This is a genomic window from Barnesiella sp. An22 (assembly GCF_002159975.1).
GTDB classification, from domain to species: domain Bacteria; phylum Bacteroidota; class Bacteroidia; order Bacteroidales; family Barnesiellaceae; genus Barnesiella; species Barnesiella merdigallinarum.
On the sequence record NZ_NFJR01000015.1, the window covers coordinates 1 to 18,471 of the forward strand.

Annotated in this window: 10 protein-coding genes; 7 read left to right on the forward strand and 3 right to left on the reverse strand. The window is 56.9% G+C overall.

All coding sequences use genetic code 11. The features are described from left to right. Positions 1–130 precede the first annotated feature (130 nt). Complete coding sequence (locus B5F38_RS11950) at positions 131–1,744, forward strand: MFS transporter (protein WP_087409440.1); 1,614 nt, start codon at positions 131–133, stop codon at positions 1,742–1,744. Between the two features lie 101 nt (positions 1,745–1,845). Here B5F38_RS11950 and B5F38_RS11955 read toward each other — a convergent pair whose 3' ends face one another. Genes B5F38_RS11955 through B5F38_RS11965 form a run of 3 tightly spaced genes read right to left on the reverse strand, consistent with a single transcriptional unit; the run spans position 1,846 to position 7,495 of the window. Continuing rightward, positions 1,846–3,204, reverse strand: coding sequence for a TolC family protein (locus B5F38_RS11955; RefSeq protein ID WP_087409441.1), 1,359 nt, complete (start codon positions 3,202–3,204; stop codon positions 1,846–1,848). 26 nt (positions 3,205–3,230) lie between these two features. Continuing rightward, entirely contained in the window at positions 3,231–6,377 is a 3,147-nt protein-coding gene (locus B5F38_RS11960; RefSeq protein WP_087409442.1) for an efflux RND transporter permease subunit, read from the reverse strand. Continuing rightward, entirely contained in the window at positions 6,374–7,495 is a 1,122-nt protein-coding gene (locus B5F38_RS11965) for an efflux RND transporter periplasmic adaptor subunit (protein ID WP_087409443.1), read from the reverse strand. The genes B5F38_RS11960 and B5F38_RS11965 overlap by 4 nt, the downstream gene beginning before the upstream one ends. 217 nt (positions 7,496–7,712) lie before the next feature. On the opposite strand from B5F38_RS11965, the gene B5F38_RS11970 reads away from it, so the two are divergent. The 6 genes from B5F38_RS11970 to B5F38_RS11995 all read left to right on the forward strand — a co-directional run bounded on the left by B5F38_RS11970 (position 7,713) and on the right by B5F38_RS11995 (position 18,431). Continuing rightward, positions 7,713–8,723 carry a histidine kinase gene (locus B5F38_RS11970; protein ID WP_087409444.1) on the forward strand — a complete coding sequence of 337 codons (1,011 nt, stop codon included), beginning with the start codon at positions 7,713–7,715 and terminating at the stop codon, positions 8,721–8,723. Continuing rightward, complete coding sequence (locus B5F38_RS11975) at positions 8,720–9,442, forward strand: LytTR family DNA-binding domain-containing protein (RefSeq protein ID WP_087409445.1); 723 nt, start codon at positions 8,720–8,722, stop codon at positions 9,440–9,442. Before B5F38_RS11970 ends, B5F38_RS11975 begins: the two co-directional genes overlap by 4 nt. A gap of 142 nt (positions 9,443–9,584) precedes the next feature. Next, positions 9,585–11,453 (forward strand): alpha-L-fucosidase, encoded by a 1,869-nt coding sequence (locus B5F38_RS11980; RefSeq protein ID WP_087409473.1) that lies wholly within the window; start codon positions 9,585–9,587, stop codon positions 11,451–11,453. Between the two features lie 333 nt (positions 11,454–11,786). Further along, positions 11,787–14,075 (forward strand): 2,6-beta-D-fructofuranosidase, encoded by a 2,289-nt coding sequence (locus B5F38_RS11985; protein ID WP_087409446.1) that lies wholly within the window; start codon positions 11,787–11,789, stop codon positions 14,073–14,075. A gap of 254 nt (positions 14,076–14,329) precedes the next feature. Then, on the forward strand, positions 14,330–16,216 hold the full coding sequence (locus B5F38_RS11990) for a DUF4980 domain-containing protein (protein ID WP_087409447.1): 1,887 nt from the start codon (positions 14,330–14,332) through the stop codon (positions 16,214–16,216). A gap of 19 nt (positions 16,217–16,235) precedes the next feature. Continuing rightward, positions 16,236–18,431, forward strand: a complete 2,196-nt coding sequence (locus tag B5F38_RS11995; protein WP_087409448.1) for an alpha-galactosidase — start codon at positions 16,236–16,238, stop codon at positions 18,429–18,431. The last annotated feature ends 40 nt before the right edge of the window (positions 18,432–18,471 follow it).

The following is an 18,471-nucleotide window of genomic DNA, read 5'->3' on the forward strand; positions in this document are numbered from 1 at the left end:
ATGAAAAAAGGGGCTCCGAAACGGAGCCGAAAATATAAAAAGATGAGTTCGATCGGAAAAATTACCGGGACAGTCTGCCGATTGACTCATAATGACGGAATTAAACGACAGTCCCTAAACTATTGACGCCATGCCTGCACCCATACCATCGCCCGAAGAGGTAGCCTCGGCCCGCCGCATCCAGGTGTGGAAGGAGTTCATCCCCCTGCCGCTGCGCTTTCCACTCATCCTCTTCATCATCATCGTCTACATGTTTTCGGGAGGCGTATACATGTCGGCCGTCTCGGAGATGTCGGGCAGCCTGTCGTGGATTACCGAAGACATCATGATGGCCGGCTACGCCTCGATGACGGGACTGACCATGGCCTTTCCGCTGCTGTTCCGCATTCTGTTCCGCTTCCAGCCGCGCAGCCTGCTGCTCTTCTCGGCCGGGGTCTTCATCGTGAGCGACTACCTGTGCATGGTCTGCGACTTTCTGCCGCTGGTGGTGCTGCTCTCGTTTGTCAGCGGCTTCTTCAAGATTGTAGGCACCTTTGTCTGCTGGAGCAACGTACAGCTCAAGATTACCCCCAAACGCGACTTTGCCGTCTTCTTCCCCTTCCTCTTCACCTTTGTGCTGGGGAGCGTACAACTGGCCAACATCGTCACGGGGTACAGCCTCTATGCCTTCGACTGGCGGGCCATGCACCGCATCACGATAGGCGCCTTCATCGTGGTCTTTGCCCTGGTCTACTTCGGCATGCGGCGCAACTACCGGCAGAGCCCCTATATCCCGTTCAAGGGCATCGACTATCTGGGCGGCATCCTGTGGAGCCTGTGGCTGCTCTGCATCGTCTTCATCTGCGTATACGGCGACCACTACGACTGGCTCGACGGCGAACCCATACGGGTAGCCCTGCTTTTTGCCGTGGTGCTGCTGATACTGTGCATCCAGCGGGCCGCCACCATACGTCACCCCTACATCAGTCTGGGAGCCTTTTCGCAGCACAACATGCTGTTCATCTTTATTCTGTTCGGGTGCATGACCCTGATGTCGGCCACAGCCACCTCGACCCAGAATGTCTTCACCAACTCGATACTGGGGTTCGACGCCCGCCACAATGCCGACCTGAACTGGGGTGTACTCACGGGAATAGCGGTGGGTACCGGCATCTTCTACCTGGCATTGACCCGCTGGAAATGGCGGGTAAAGAGTATCGTGCTTGCCGGCTTCTTCTCATTTCTGCTCTATCAGGTGATGCTCTATTTCCTCATCGACGCCTCGACCGAGAAGTACATGCTCTACCTGCCGCTGGTATTCAAAGGGGCCGGAGTGAGCCTGGTATACACCTCGCTCACCTATGCACTGACCGGAAGCGTGACCTTCGTGCACTACTTCGAGGCCATGTGTGTCATCGGCTTTATCCGCACCAGCTTCGGGGCTCCGCTCAACTCGGCCATTCTTGCCCGACTGCTCAAATACGCAAGTCTGGAAAACACGGCCACCCTGGGCGGCGAAATCGATGCCATGCACCCCATGGCCCACTCGTTCATGACGCTGTACAGCGAGTTTCAACGGCAGATACTCCTGGTGAGCCTGAAGGAGGTCTACGGCTATGCCGTCATCGTTGCCATCGTCATTCTACTGGCTATTCTGGCTTCGGACTATCGGTGGCTCATCCGCCCCCGACGCATGTGGCGGCTGGCCCAAATCTGGCGGGTCGTTCACCGTCAATCGAAACAGCTCGAGACCACTGGCGAATAAAACGGAAAAACCACTCTTCATCATAAGTAACCCTACACATAGAGGGCGCCCGACTGTGAAGCCGGACGCCCTCGCCTTTTTTTATTGCAGGATTCGATGTATCAATATCCGCCGCCCAGGGCATGATAGAGATTGATGACCCCCTGTATTTCGTCGAAGCGGTCGGAGACGGCCGAGAGCTCGGCCTCGAGCAGTGTCTGCCGGGCGGTGAGCACCTCGAGGTAGTTCTGCGAACTGTGCAGCATCAAGAGCTCGGAACTGTGCACGGCCGACTGGAGCGACGCTATCTGCTGCTGGTCTATCACGAGCCGTTGCCGGGCCGTCTGCCATTGCAACAGGGCATTGTTCACTTCGGTACCGGCATCGAGCAACGACTGGCGGAAAGTGAGCAACGCCTCCTGCTGCTGTGCCTTGGCCACCTTCAGGTTGGCCACATTCTGCCCCCGGTTGAAGAGCGGCTGCACCAGCGAACCCACAGCCGTGAAGAGCCATTGTCCGGGATTGGTGATGACGGCACCGGCCGCATTGGTCCAGCCGGCCGACCCGCTGAGGGTAATCGAGGGGTAGAAAGCGGCATAGGCCTGGTTGGTCACATAGAAAGCGGCAGCCAGGGCAGCCTCGCTCTGACGCACATCGGGGCGCCGCTGCAGCAGTTGCAGGGGCACACCCACCGACAGGGTGTCGGGGAACGACTGGGCATCGAGCGTAGAGCGCTCAATCTGCCGAGGCACATCGCCCAGCAGCGACGAGATGGAGTTTTCCATCTCGGTAATCTGCTGTTGCATCGTCAGCAGCGAGGCATCGACCGCCAGCTTGCTGGCCTCGATTTGGGCCACGGCCATCTCGGTCGTCTGTCCGGCCTCTTTCAAGGCACGCATCACCCGCAGGTTCTCGGCCCACAGTTCGGCCGTCGAGCGGCTTATCTCGTATTGCTTGTCGAGCATCAACAGGGAGTAATAGCTGTTGGCAATGGTAGCCACCAACTGGGTCTGCACGGCCTGCCGGTAGGCCTCGCTCTGCTCGAGCACCGCTCTGGCTTCGCGCTTGGCGTTGGTGATGCGGCCGAAGAGGTCGATCTCCCAATCGGCCGAGGCGGCCAGGTCGTAGCTTTTGGTAGTGCTACCGCCCTCGACGCTGCGGAGGGTCCCCTGCGGGGTAAGCGATACCGATGGCAGGTAGGCCAACTTCGAAGCGGTGAGCAACGCCTGCGCCTCTTCCACCTTGAGGCGGGCGATGTTCAGGTCGGTATTATTGGCGATGCCGCTGTCGATGAGATTCTGCAACAGAGGGTCGGTAAAGAGCTCCCTCCACGAGAGGTCGGCAATCGAGGCGGAATCGGCCGAGGCGGTCGAGCGCAGGTAGAGGCTGTCGGTCTCGGCAATCGCGGGACGTTCGTACGTCCGATATTGACAACCGGCCAGGCCGGTCAACAGAAACAAACCTATAAATATCTTTTTCATATCGAATGGTGATTCAGGAAGTCGTATCATTTCTTTTCTTCTATCTTGGGCAACTTACGCTCGGGCATGAGCTTCTCCTGCAGGGTTTGGAACACGATGAAGAGCACCGGCACGATAAAGAGCAGGGCTATCGTACCGATGAGCATACCGCCCACGGTACCCACGCCAATCGAGATGTTGCCGTTGGCCCCTACGCCCGAAGCGAACATCATGGGCAACATACCGAATATCATGGTGAGCGAGGTCATCAGGATAGGACGCAACCGCACCTGAGCCGCCGAGATGACTGCCTGCGAGATGGTCATGCCGTGACGGCGACGCTCCGAGGCATACTCGGTCAAGAGGATGGCCGTCTTCGACAACAAACCGATGAGCATGATCAGACCCGTCTGCAGATAGATGTTGTTTTCGAGCCCGAACATCTTGGCAAAGAGGAAACTGCCGGCCAAACCGAAGGGTACCGAAAGAATCACCGCCAGCGGGATGAAGAGGCTCTCGTAGAGGGCACACAGAATGAGGTAGATGAAGACCACGCAGATGACAAAGACCAGCGTCGTGGTATTGCCCGTGCTGGACTCCTCGCGCGACATGCCGCCGAACTCGAAGCCGTAGCCCGTAGGCAAGGTCTGGGCAGCTACCTCCTTCACCGCCTGGATGGCCTGGCCCGAGCTGTAGCCCGTGGCCGGTGCACCGTTCACCTGAATGGCCGAGAAGAGGTTGAAACGGGTCAACACCTCGGAGCCGTAGATGCGGGTGAGTTTCAGGTATTGGGCGATGGGGCTCATCTCGCCCGCATCGTTGCGTACGAAGATGTTGTTGAGCGCCTCGGTGTCGAGCCGGTATTGGGGCGGAGCCTGCACCATCACGCGGTAGAGCTTGGAGAATCGGTTCATGTTCGACGCATAGTTACCGCCGATGTAGCCCGAGAGGGTGCTGAGCACGTCGGTGGGCGACACGCCGTTGCGCTTGCACAACGCGGCATCGACCTCGACGAGGTATTGCGGGAACTTGGTATCGAACGAGGTGGTGGCCCGTCCGATTTCGGGCCGCTTGTTGAGCTCGGTAAGGAAGTTGCGGGTGTACTTCAGCAGGTCCTCAATCGTGCCGCCCTTCTGGTCCTGCACATAGACCTCGAAACCGCTGCTCACGCCATAACCCGGAATCATGGGTCGGGTGAAGGCCATGATGTCGGCACTCGAGATGAAGGCCGTGCGGCGCTGTATCTCCTCGATGATGGCATCGACGGCATCCTCTTTCTTGGGACGTTCGCTCCAGTCCTTCAACCGGATGGTGAACATACCGTTGCAGGCACCCTGCCCGCTCAGCATCGAGTTACCGGTAATGCTCGAGAGCACCTCGATTTGCGGAATCGTGCGCAGACAGCTATCGACCTGCTCGATGACCTTGCGGGTCTCGTATATGCTGTTACCCGGCGAGGTACGCACGTCGACAAAGACGGTACCCATATCTTCGTTGGGCACCAGACCGGTCTTGGTGGTCTTGAGCAGCACGAAGAATCCCACGCAGGCAATCACCAGCAGCACGCCGGCCAGCCATTTGCGCTTGATCATAAAGAATACGCCCCCTTTATACTTCATCACCAGCCGGTGGAAAGCCGTATCGAAGGCCATGTGAAAGCGCGACGAGAAGCTGAGCTTCTTGCCGTCGGCCCCGGTCTGGTGGGGTGTCATAATGAGGGCACACAGGGCCGGACTCAAGGTCAGGGCGTTGAGCAGCGAGATGGCCACGGCCGCCGCCATCGTGAGACCGAACTGCGTATAGAAGGTACCCGTGGTACCGCCGATAAAGCTCACGGGGATGAACACCGCCATGAATACAAAGGTAGTCGTAACCAGAGCCGAGGTGATGCCGTCCATGGCATCGATGGTGGCCAGGTAGGCCGACTTGTACCCCTCGTCGAACTTCGCCTGAACCGCCTCGACCACCACTATCGCATCGTCGACCACCGTACCGATAACCAGCACGAGAGCAAACAGCGTAAGCATGTTGAGGCTGAAGCCCACCAGATAGAGGAAAGCAAAGGTTCCCACCAGCGACACGATAATGGAGACGGTCGGTATAAAGGTGGATCGGAAGCTCTGCAGGAAGATATAGACCACCAGTACCACCAGCAGAATGGCCTCGATGAGGGTCTTGACCACGCTCTTGATCGAGGCGTCGAGGAAGTCCTTGGTACTCATCAGGTCGACAATCTTGATACCCTTGGGCAGGGTCTTGGAAATCTCGGCCAACGAGCGGTCTATCTCCTCGATAATCTCGTTGGCGTTCGAGCCCGAGGTTTGCGAAATCATGATGATACAGCCCGGGTGACCGTTCACCTCGCCGATGTAGTCGTAGGAACGGGTACCCAGCTCGATGGTGGCCACATCTTTCAGGCGCAATACCTCGCCACCGGGAAGCGACTTGATGACCATGTTCTCATAGTCGACCTCGTTTTCGTAACGGCCCCGGTATTTGAGCACATATTGGAAAGTGTTCTCGGCCTCGGCTCCCAACGTACCGGTAGCGGCCTCGATGTTCTGCTCGTCGAGCACGCCGGTAATGTCGGAGGGAACGAGTCCGTACTTCTTCATCTTGCTCGGGTCGAGCCAGATGCGCATGGCATACTCGTAACCGAACACATTCACCTCGCCCACGCCGGCAATACGCGACAGGCGAGGCTCGATGTTGATTTTCATATAGTTGGCCAGGAAAGCCTGGTCGAACGAATCGTCGGGACTGTAGACGGCCAGCTGCTTGATGTTACTCGTCTGGCGCTTGCGCACGTTCACACCGCTGCGGGTTACCTCGGCCGGCAGCAAACCCTGTGCCGAAGCCAGCCGGTTCTGCACGTTCACGGTAGCCATATCGGGGTCGGTACCTTGACGGAAGTAGACCGTGATACGGGCCGAGCCGTTGTTGGACGAGGTAGAGGTCATGTAGGTCATGTTCTCCACACCGTTGAGGGCCTCCTCGAGAGGCACCACCACACTCTTCTGCACCGTCTCGGCATTGGCTCCGGTATAGGAGGCCGATACGCTCACCGTAGGCGGAGCAATCTCGGGAAACTGCTCGATAGGCAATTGAGTCAAACCGATAATTCCCAGGATAAGAATCAATACCGAGATAACCCCGGCAAAGATGGGACGGTCGATAAAGGTTCTTATCTTCATAAGGCACTATCGTTTGGCTGGGTTGTAGACTGTTCTATATCGATGGCGATACCCTCGTGCAGCAGACCGGCACCCTCGGCCACGATTACGTCGCCTACCGTCAGGCCCGAGAGCACGATGTAGTTCTGCCCGTCGTCGTATTTATAGACGGTGATGGGTGCCGACTGGGTTTTGCCGTCGACTACCTTCCACACGAAGATGCGGTTCTGCAACTCGTAGGTGGCTGTCTTGGGTATCACAAGGCTGTTCTTGTAGACGGTAGGAATCTCTACCGAACCGCTGCCGCCGTTGCGCAACAGCCCGTCGGGGTTGGCAAAGGCAGCCCGCAGGCTTACGGCACCCGTACCCTCATCGACCGTACCGCTGATGGCGTCGATTTTTCCCGGCAAGGCATAGGTGCTGCCGTTGCTCATGAGCAGTTTCACCTCGGGCATCTGTTCCTTGGCCTTCTGCAGCGAACCATACTGTTGAATGAGGTCGAGTATCTGACTCTCGGTCATGGAGAAGTAGGCATAGACCTCGGCATCGTCCGAGACGGTAACCAGCGGCTCGGTAATGGAGCTGCTGACCAACGCCCCCACCCGATAGGGAATCATGCTGGCCACGCCGTCGACGGGGCTCTTCACCTCGGTATAGGAGAGGTTGTTGCGGGCATTCACCTCCTGGGCCTTGGCTTGAGCCAAAGAGGCCTTGGCTTCGGCCAACGTGTTTTGGGCTGTTTGCAAATCGAACTCCGAGACTACCCGCTCCTTGTAAAGCGCCTCCTTGCTCTCGGCCGAGAGCTGGGCCGTAGCCAGTTGGGCTTCGGCGCTGCGCACGTTGGCTACCGCTGTCTCGAGGGCTGCCTTGTAGGGCACCTGGTCGATGATAAAGAGGGTCTGCCCCTTGCGCACGACATCGCCCTCGTCGATGCGAATCTCGGTAATGATGCCGCTCACCTGCGGCCGTACCTCTACGAACTGACGGCCGCGGAGGGTTGCCGTGTAGTCCGATGTCAATGTCTGATTCTTAGGCTCTACGGTCAGTAGCTTGTACTTTGCACCCTCGCTCGATTTCTGCTCCTTGCATGCCACAAGCAAAGGCAAGACTGCCATAGCCAGAATGATAATCTTTTTCATTGTTGCTGTTTTATGTGATAAATACTAAATAATGCGTATGGAATAGAAAATACCTATCTTAAACCAATTCTCAAATTTATAAACTATCTCACAATATCGGAACATTTATTGATAAACGGCAAAAAAGTGATGCCTAACGGCACGGCAGATTCTTAAAAATAAACTACCTTTGTGATAATGCGAGGGGCCGCCTTCGCACCACGCAAATACCAGAGCCATGACCAACTACACACGCATCAGCATCTATATCGACTTGATTTTCAGCTTTATCATCTTGCCACTCCTCATCATGCTGGTACCGGTAGAGAAGTGGATTATTCACCACACCTACTTCATGCTCCTGCTCATTGTCTACGTCTATCTGCTCTATTTCACCTACCGCAAGGTGAATATACCGGGGCTCATCATGCAGCGGCAGTTCAGGCTCGTCGTGCTGCTCATGGTGGTCCTCATCTTTATCACCTGGGCCATCAGCCAGATACCTATCCCGAAAGACGACTTCATCGAGTCGCCTCGCGACTGGGGCATACGCCAGCACATCCGGAGCCTGAGCGTTTGGTTTTTCTTTTTCGTAGTCACGGGGTTCAGCCTGGCCATCGAGCTGATGTTCGAGCTCTTCAAGCAGATACTCTCGAAGCAGGAAATCGAAGCCGAGAAGAACAAGGCCGAGCTGGCGCTCTACAAGGCACAGATCAACCCGCACTTCCTCTTCAACACGCTCAATGCCCTCTACGGGCTGGTGCTCACCAAATCGGACAAGACGGAGTCGGCCTTTATCCAGTTCTCCGACATCCTCAAGTACATGTACACCCAGACTACACTCGACACCATACCCATCTGCAACGAAATCGAATACATCAGGCAGTATGTCGACCTGCAGTCGCTGCGCCTCAACCGCCATACCCACATCGACTTCCACACCGAGACCGACGACGAGCAGGCCCAGATACCGCCCATGATTCTCATCACCTTTGTCGAGAATGCCTTCAAGTACGGCACCTCGTCCGATGTCGACTGCACCATCTATATCCAGATTGCCGTGAAGGAGGGGGTGTTGCACTTCGAGACCGAAAACACCATTATGAAGGAGAAGAAGGAGCCGACCCCGGCCATCGGCATCGAGAACTGCCGCAAACGGCTGGAGCTGCTCTACCCCGGCCGCTTCTCGCTCACGACCGGCCGGGAAGGCAACCAGTTTAAAACCCGACTGACTATTCAACTACAATGAAAAAAGCCACCTGCATAGCCATCGACGACGAGCCTCTGGCTCTGCTCGTCATCACCCAGTTCTGCGAACGATTCGGCGGGCTGGAGCTGACCACCTTCAGCGAACCCCTCGTGGGGCTCGAGGAGATACGCCGCCGCAAGCCCGACCTGGTGTTTCTCGACATCGAGATGAACAGCATCAGCGGCCTCGACATAGCCCGCGACCTGCCCGAGGAGTGCTGTTTCATCTTCACCACGGCTCACGCCCAGTATGCCCTCAACGGCTTCGAGCTCGACGCCGTCGACTTCCTGCACAAGCCCTTTGCCTACGAGCGGTTCGAGAAGGCGGTCGAGAAGGCCATCCGCCGCATCGAGACCGAGCGCGACCGCACCCCCGACAGCATCGTGGTCAAGCAGGAATACAACAACGTGACCATCCCCACCAACGATATTCTCTATATCGAAGCGATGGAAAACTACACCAAGATTTTCCGCGAGAGCGGCGGCTACATCCTGTCGCGCACCAACATGAAGGCCCTTCAGGAGATTCTGCCCGAGGAGAGTTTCCTGCGCATACACCGCTCTTACATCGTACCGATAGACCGCGTGGAGATGTTTTCCAAAAAGAAAATCAAACTCGCCGGGCAAGAGACACTGCTGCCCGTGGGCCGGCAGTTTGCCAACCACATCTACGACCTACTCATTGCCCGCAACTCGGGGGGCAGCCGGACCAATCTGTGACGGTTCCCTGCCCGGGTTCACCAACGACCGCCGGTGCCTCTTCGTCCCCCCTACTCGATTTTATCCGACGAAGTCTCCCCTCGCTCTGTTTTCTTTGGACAAAAACATTATCTTTGTGACCATAAACAACGAATTACCCGCAATGAAACACACCTGCATCACCGCTGCTTTACTGGGGCTGCTGCTCATGGGCTGCCAGTCGAGCAAAACCCAGTATTACGAAAAGCATCTCGTATTTCCCGAAGGAGCCACCCTCGAACAGAAAGTCGACATGGCCTCGCGCCTGACCCCGTCGCCCCAGCAGTTGCAATGGCAGCAACTGGAGCTGACCGCCTTCCTGCACTTCGGCATCAATACCTTCACCAACAAGGAGTGGGGCGACGGCCAGGAAGACCCCCGCCTCTTCAACCCCACCCAGCTCGACGCCGAGCAATGGGCCCGCACGCTCAAGGAGGCGGGCTTCAAGATGGTCATCCTCACGGCCAAGCATCACGACGGATTCTGCCTGTGGCCCACGGCAACCACGCGCCACTCGGTAGCCTCGTCGCCCTGGAAAGAGGGTAAAGGCGATGTGGTGAAAGAGCTGAAGGAGGCTTGCGACAAATACGGTCTGAAGTTCGGTGTATACCTCTCGCCCTGGGACCGCAATGCCGAGTGCTACGGCGACTCGCCCCGCTACAACCAGCTGTTCATCCAACAGCTCACCGAGCTGCTCACCCACTACGGCGAGATTCACGAAGTGTGGTTCGACGGTGCTTGCGGCGAAGGCCCCAACGGCAAGAAACAGGTCTACGACTGGGATGCCTTCTACAAGACCATACAACGGTTGCAACCCAACGCCGTGATGGCCATCATGGGCGACGACGTGCGGTGGGTAGGCAACGAGAAGGGATTCGGCCGGGAGACCGAGTGGAGCGCCACGGCTCTCGTGCCGGGCATCTATCAGCGGGCCGACAGCGTGAACCAGGCTCTGGGACTGGCCAACAAGAGCGAAGACCTGGGCAGCCGCGAGCTGCTGGCCCGGGCCAACGAGCTATTCTGGTACCCGTCGGAGGTCGACGTCTCCATCCGTCCGGGGTGGTTCTATCACCCGGCCGAGGACAATCAGGTGAAATCGCTCGCCCGCCTCGTCGACATCTATTTCGAGTCGGTGGGCTACAACTCGGTGCTGTTGCTCAACATCCCGCCCGACACCCGGGGCCTCATTCACGAGAACGATGCCCGGCGGCTGCATGAACTGGGGCAGTACATCCAACGCACCTTCGCTACCGACTACAGCCTCGCCGGCAACCGCACGTTTACCGGCCGGGAGGGCGACTCGTTCGAAATCGAGATACAGGACAACGTCCCCGTCAATACCCTGATGCTGCAAGAGGACATCGAGCAGGGGCAACGCATCGAAGCCTTCACCGTAGAGGCCTCGATCGACGGCACTTGGCTCCCGATTGCCCAAGGTACCACCGTGGGCTACAAACGACTCGTGCGGTTCGACAACCTCGTGGCCGACAAACTGCGGGTAACCATCGACCGCTCGAGGGCCGACTTCTCGATTGCCCGCGTGGGTCTCTACTATGCACAACCCATCATCGAAACCACCGACACCGAGGGGTTGAACCTCATCACCCCCAAGAGCTGCCGGTTGGGCAACCAGCCCGCCCCCCAGGCCATCGACGGCAACAGCACTACCGCCGCCCGTGGCGAGGGCCTCGTGCCCATCGTCGTCGACCTGGGCGAACCCAAGGCGATAACAGGATTCTGCTACACCCCCGTAGCCGAAGGCAACACCGAGGGAACCCTGTTCCGCTACCACCTCTACCGCAGTAACGACGGCCAGACGTGGGAGCGCATTGTCACAAACGGCGAGTTCAGCAACATCAAGAACAACCCCATCCCCCAGGTGGTCGCGCTGGAGAATATCCCCCAAACCCGATACCTGAAACTCGAGCCCCTCGAAGAGATCGACGGCCGAGCCCAGACCTCGGTAGCCGAGCTGGGCGTCGTGGCTCCCTGACCTCCCGACCCATCCATACATCCAACGCATACCGCAGCACCCGCTCACACCCCGTGAGACCGGGTGCTGCCGCTTTAAATGGCCCGCTCCAAGACTATTAAAAATGTTACATTCACTATCAACGAGGTTTCGTGCAACATTTTTAGGAGCTTTCGCAACATTTGTTCTATGTACCGGCGTGAACCATTTTCTATTTTTGCTCTCGCTAAGCCAAAAACAAGAACTTAACACAAATTTTATTTTTATGCTACCATGAAAAAAGGTATTGTAAATCAAATTCTACTAAAAGCAGGCACAGCCCTGTTGCTCGTGACCCTGACTTGTGGAAGCGCAATGGCACAAGAACAAGAAAAAGGAGATGCCAACCAGAGCGAAAATGCTTCTACCTCTAAAGAGGAGGGCAACCGCAATGTGATGCTCAACGCAGCCAGCGCCAACGGGCCCCGCGAAATACAAATAGGTTTACCCTCGGCCGATGTCAACGTGCTCGAAAACGGCATGCTCGTGACCTACGCCACCAATCCCCACTCCGTCAACTCGCTGTGGCGTGCCGACGCCAGCCTCAGCCATGTGGGACTTCTCAAAATCTCGGAGACGGCCATCACGACCGGTAACATCGGCTATGCCGTCAACTCCTTCACGCAACTGGGCGAAAAGGGATTCCACGGCACGCTCAACTACAAGAGCAACCACTTCGGCATGCAGGAGTTCTCGCTCAACGTCAACGGCGGCATTGGCAAAGACTGGTACTACAGCGGCAGCATCTACCAGGATTTCGACCCGGGAACCTTCAAAATCAAATCGACTCCTTTCCAGGACCGTACCCAAATCTACAAGGTAGCCCTCACCAAGAAGTACAATGACAACCGGGGCGAACTGACCGCCATCTACCACTACAGCAACAGCCACCCGGTTTACAACTATGCCACGCAATCGGCCCCCTTCATCTATGTAGGCGACGGTAGCGTGCGCGAGTTCGGCGACTTTGCCCTGGGTACCACCTCCTACCTGCCTGTCGACAACGAGATGGTATATCGCGACATGCGCACCGGCGAGGTTAAGAAGACCAACCTCTACGACGCCACCCAAAACCTGGGAAGCATGGTTACGCTGATGAACAACTACACGTGGGACAACGGACTCAACTGGAAAGCCATCGTCAAGTACGACCACTCGACCGGTTCGTGCGTGTACCAGACGCCCATGTCGCTCGACCAGAACGAAGCCGGCATCAACTACCAGTACGAAGCGGCCGACGGCAGCCTGCAACCCTACACCGGCGACTATGTGCAGAGCCGTATGTCGTGCCTCAACCGCGGTTTCATCAACTCGCTGATGTTTACCAGCGAACTCTCTCGCCAAACGGCCAACAGCACGTGGAGGCTGGGTGTGAACGAGTGGTACTACCACATCGACTATACCTCGTCGACCACCATGTATGACCAGTCGGTACCCATGGACGGCAGCTATCCCGTGCGCCTCTTCAACTCCGACTTTGCCACATACGCCGACCGTGCCTATGCCGGTAACGGATACTACTACGACTTCAACAAAAACGCTTCGGAGTATTACAAGGGATTCGAAAACAAGGTAGCCCTCTACTTCACGCACGACTGGAACATCACCGACCGGTTGAACCTCTACTACGGTGCCCGTCTCGAATACCAGGCTCTGCGCGGTGAGAACGCTGCCGTAAAGGATGCCTCCGGCAATTATGTGGGACGTTTTGCCAACTACTACCTGGGTGCTACGGCCCCCGACGGTGTGACGCTGATTGCCCCCACCAACATCGACCACGACTGGTTCAACTATGCCCTCACCGCCGCTGTCACCTACAAACTGAACAAGCAGTTCGGATTCACGGGCGACTTCACCTACATCACCCAGCACCCCAAAATCGAGAACTTCGCTCCGGCCACGCTCCCCAACGTGGGTGAGATTTCGGTACCGCTGGGCCGCGCCGGTATCTACTACAACAACAGCTGGTTGAGCCTGACTTCGCTCTTCTCCTACATCTCGAAGACCAACAACAACTCGACACTGAACCTGCAGCACAAGACCCCGGCCGGACAAACCGAGATTATGGCCGCACCGCTCAACTTCGACATACAGACGCTGGGCTGGACCACCGACGTGGTAACCACACCGTTCAAGGGCTTCGACCTGCACTTCCTCTTTACCTACCAGCAACCTACCTACAAGAAGTACGAGACTTCGGTCACCTTCTCCGACGGTTACGTGGGTAAAATCAACGCCACGGGCAACATCGTAGCCGAGATTCCGCAAATCATCATCGAGATCGACCCCAGCTACATGATTACCGACTACCTGAAGATCTGGACCAGCTTCCGCTACTTCAGCAAGACCTACGCCAACATCAACGACGCCTACTACTTCAACGGCCGCTGGGAGACCTTCGGCGGAGTAAACTGGCAGGTAAACAAGAAGCTGGCTCTGGGTTGCACCGTAGTCAACTTCCTCAACCAAACGGGTGCCAAGGGTAGTATCGCCGGTGCCGAGCTCATCGAGAAAGAGGATGCCGGGCAATATGCCGGACACGTCATGGCCGGCAGCTACATACGGCCGTTCACCGTAGAGTTTACCGCCAGTCTCAAATTCTGATACAGATTCTTCTATACATGATAAAATCATAGGTGTTTATTTTCCGGGACAGAAAGATTCAATCCAAGGACAGCAGTAGAGACAAAGAGGCGTTTCGGCGAGGCCAGAGGTTACAAGCCTCGCCGAGACCCCAACCCGGAACAAGGCGAGCCCACTCTGCTCGGGCTCTGAAAAAATAGGGAGAGGTAAAAAAATTGTTTTAGGTTATTATTTACAAGTACGATTTTTCAAACATTTCATAAATAAAAACGACCATGAAAATAGATTTCAGACATTCGACAAAAGTGCTGGCAACAGCAGCCGCAGTGGCCGCTCTCGCAGCTTGCCAACCGCAAAAAGGCAGTATCAGTCTCGAACACCAGGGCGATACGCTCACCATCGTTCACATCACCAATCCCTCGAAATACCTGATTCTCCCCATCCAGGAGTCTCGTCCCGAAGGTAAAGTGAAACTCGACACCGGCAGTCCTGCCGATGTAACCATGGACATCCGTCTGGCCGTAGACAGCGTAGACTACTATGTGCCTTTCGCCTTGCCCGAGGGTACCAAAGAGGCTACCGTAACTATAGGACAGGTTGCCGCCAACGCCATGTGCTGGGACAGCCTGCGTCTGGCCGACACGTTCGACACGACCAACACCGACTACTACCGCCCCGTCTATCACCACACCCCGCTCTATGGCTGGATGAACGATGCCAACGGTCTGGTATACAAAGACGGTGAGTATCACCTCTATTTCCAATACAACCCCTACGGTTCCAAATGGGGCAACATGCACTGGGGCCACTCGGTGAGCAAAGACCTCATCCACTGGGAACACCTGGCACCGGCTATCGCCCGCGATACGCTGGGTCACATCTTCTCGGGCAGCTCGGTAGTCGACCACTTCAACAGCGCCGGCTATGGCAAAGATGCTCTGATTGCCTTCTATACCTCGGCCAGCGACAAGTACGGTCAGATTCAGTGCATGGCTTACAGCACCGACAACGGCCGCACCTACACCAAATACGAGGGTAACCCCATCCTCACGCCGTTCGACGGACTGAAAGACTTCCGCGACCCGAAAGTATTCTGGTACGAACCGGCTCAGAAATGGTACATGATTGTATCGGCCGACAAAAACATGCGCTTCTACAACTCGACCGACCTGAAACACTGGGAATACCTGAGCCAGTTTGGCGAAGGCTACGGCGTACAGCCCAACCAGTTCGAATGCCCCGACTTCATCCAACTGCCTGTCGACGGCGACAAGAACCACATGAAATGGGTGATGATTGTCAACATCAACCCGGGTTGCCCCTTCGGCGGTAGCGCTACCGAATATTTCGTAGGCGAGTTTGACGGCAAAGAGTTCAAATGCGACAACGACAAGAGCGTGACCAAATGGCTCGACTTCGGTAAAGACCACTATGCTACCGTATGTTTCTCCAACACGGGCGACCGCACCATTGCCGTGCCCTGGATGAGCAACTGGCAATATGCCAACGCTACCCCCAACCTCCAGTACCGCAGCGCCAACGCCCTGCCCCGTGAGCTCTCGCTCTACACCAAGGACGGCGAAATCTACATGGCTGCCAATGCCGTGAAAGAGACCCAAGGCTTGCGCAAAGGTACCACGACCATCGCCGACATCGACCTGAAGGACGAGTATACCGTAAACCCGATGAAGACCGGACCCGAAGGTGCCTGCGAACTGGAGATGGACATCACGCCGAATAACGCCGACACCGTAGGCTTCGCTCTCCTCAACGACAAGGGCGAAAAGGTAGACATCTACCTCGACCTGAAGGGCGGCCGCATCGTCATGGACCGTACACAAAGCGGTATCACCGACCTGAGCCGCTACGGCGAAGTGACCGTACACGCCAAGGAGACCGACGACCACCGCAAGAAACTGTCGGTAAACTACGTGAACGACTTTGCGCTGGGTACCTGGGCACCCCTCTCGCTGTGCAACGGCAAGACTTACCACCTCGATGTATTCGTAGACAAATGCTCGATCGAGATTTTCGTAGACGGTGGCCGCATTGCCATGACCAACCTCGTGTTCCCCACGGCTCCTTACAGTGCACTGCGTTTCTATTCCAAGGATGGTGAAGCCCAAATCAAAAATTTGAATATATACCAACTGAGTCTGTAATTCCTATCACTCGTATTCCATGAAACACAATCTGGTTTTAGCAGCAGTTTCGCTACTTGCCATAACGACACTGAATGCCAGTGATATGAAACAGATACGCATCTCGACCGACCGCACCGACCTCGTGCTGCAAGTAGCCGAGAACGGGCGCCTCTACCAGAGCTACTTCGGCGAAAAGCTGCTCAACGAGGCCGACCTGAAGGAGCTGGGGTGGAGCGTGCACGCAGCATCGGACGGCAGTGTATGCCGCCGCGGATGGGAAGTGTACAGCGGCTCGGGTAACGAAGATTTCTTCGAACCGGCCCTGGCCATCACCCACAACGACGGCAATCCCTCGACGTGGCTCTACTACGTCTCTTCCTCGACCCATGCGGTCGAGGGGGGCGTGCAGACCGACATCGTGCTGCGCGACGACAAGTATCCCGTAGAAGTGACCCTGCACTATGTGGCTTACCCCCGCGAGAATGTCATCAAGACCTGGAGCGACATACGTCATGAGGAGAAGAATCCCATCGTGCTCTCGACCTATGCCTCGACCATGCTCTACTTCAGCCGACCGGCCTACTACCTGACCGAGTTCAGCGGCGATTGGGCCAAAGAGGCGCAGATGAGCTGCCAGCCCCTGCAATTCGGCAAGAAGGTGCTCGACACCAAGCTGGGCAGCCGGGCCGCCATGCACACCCACCCCTTCTTTGTCGTCGGGCTTGACCAGCCTGCACAGGAGCGTCAAGGCGAGGTGCTCATGGGTACGCTGGCCTGGACGGGAAACTTCCGCTTCACCTTCGAGGTGGACAACGTGGGCAACCTGCGCGTGATTCCCGGCATCAACCCTTACGCCTCGGCCTATAAGCTCAAGCGCAACGAGACCTTCACGACGCCCGAGTTCATCTTCACCCTCAGCACCGAGGGCATGGGGCAAGGCAGCCGCGACCTGCAGGCCTGGGCCCGCAACTACCAGTTGAAAGAGGGCAAGGGGCCGCGCCTCACGCTGCTCAACAACTGGGAAAACACGGCCTTCGACTTCGACCAGGAGATGCTGGCCGAGCTGATGCGCGAGGCCAAAGAGCTGGGCGTGGACATGTTCCTGCTCGACGACGGGTGGTTCGGCAACAAATATCCCCGCGAGAACGACCGCGCCGGACTGGGCGACTGGGAGGTGACTCACGACAAACTGCCCGGCGGTATCCCCGCCCTCACAAAGGCAGCCCGCGAGGCGGGTGTGAAATTCGGCCTGTGGATCGAGCCCGAGATGGTGAACCCCAAGAGCGAACTCTTCGAGCGTCACCCCGATTGGGCCATCCACTACCCCAACCGCGAAACCTACTACTACCGCAACCAGCTGGTGCTCGACATGAGCAACCCCGCCGTGCAGGAGTATGTATATGGCATCGTCGACAACCTGCTGAAGGAGAACCCCGACATCGCCTACTTCAAGTGGGACTGCAACAGCCCCATCACCAACATCTACTCGCCCTACCTCAAGGCCGACCAGGGACAACTCTACATCGACCATGTGCGGGGCATATACCGGGTGATGCAACGGGTGCACGACAACTACCCGCAGGTGGCCATGATGCTCTGCTCGGGCGGCGGTGCCCGCTGCGACTACGAGGCGTTGAAATACTTTACCGAATTTTGGTGCAGCGACAACACCGACCCCGTGGAACGTGTTTATATACAGTGGGGCTTCTCGCACTTCTTCCCGGCCAAGGCCATGTGTGCCCACGTGACGAGCTGGAACAAAGAGGCGTCGATCAAGTTCCGCACCGATGTGGCGTCGATGTGCAAGTTGGGTTTCGACCTGGGGTTGAAGGAGTTGAGTGCCGACGAACTGCTCTACTGCCAGGAGGCTGTGGCCAACTGGAAACGATTGCAACCGGTTATTCTCGACGGCAGTCAGTATCGCCTGGTTTCGCCCTACGAGAGCAACCACATGGCCGTGAACTATGTCGGGGCCGACAGCCGCAAGGCGGTGCTCTTTGCCTATGACCTCTACCCGCGCTACCAGGAGAAACTGCTCCCCGTGAAGCTGCAGGGCCTCGACCCGCACAAGCGCTACAAGGTCGAAGAGATAAACCTCATGCCCGGTGTAGAGTCTACCCTGCCGGCCAACGGCAAAGAGCTCTCGGGCGACTATCTGATGAAGGTAGGCCTCGACGTGCTGGGTTTCACCCCCATGCGAAGCCATGTAATAGAAATTACCGCGATAGATTGATAGAAGCAAGAGGGGACGAGAGAGGTGACCGCTCTGTGTG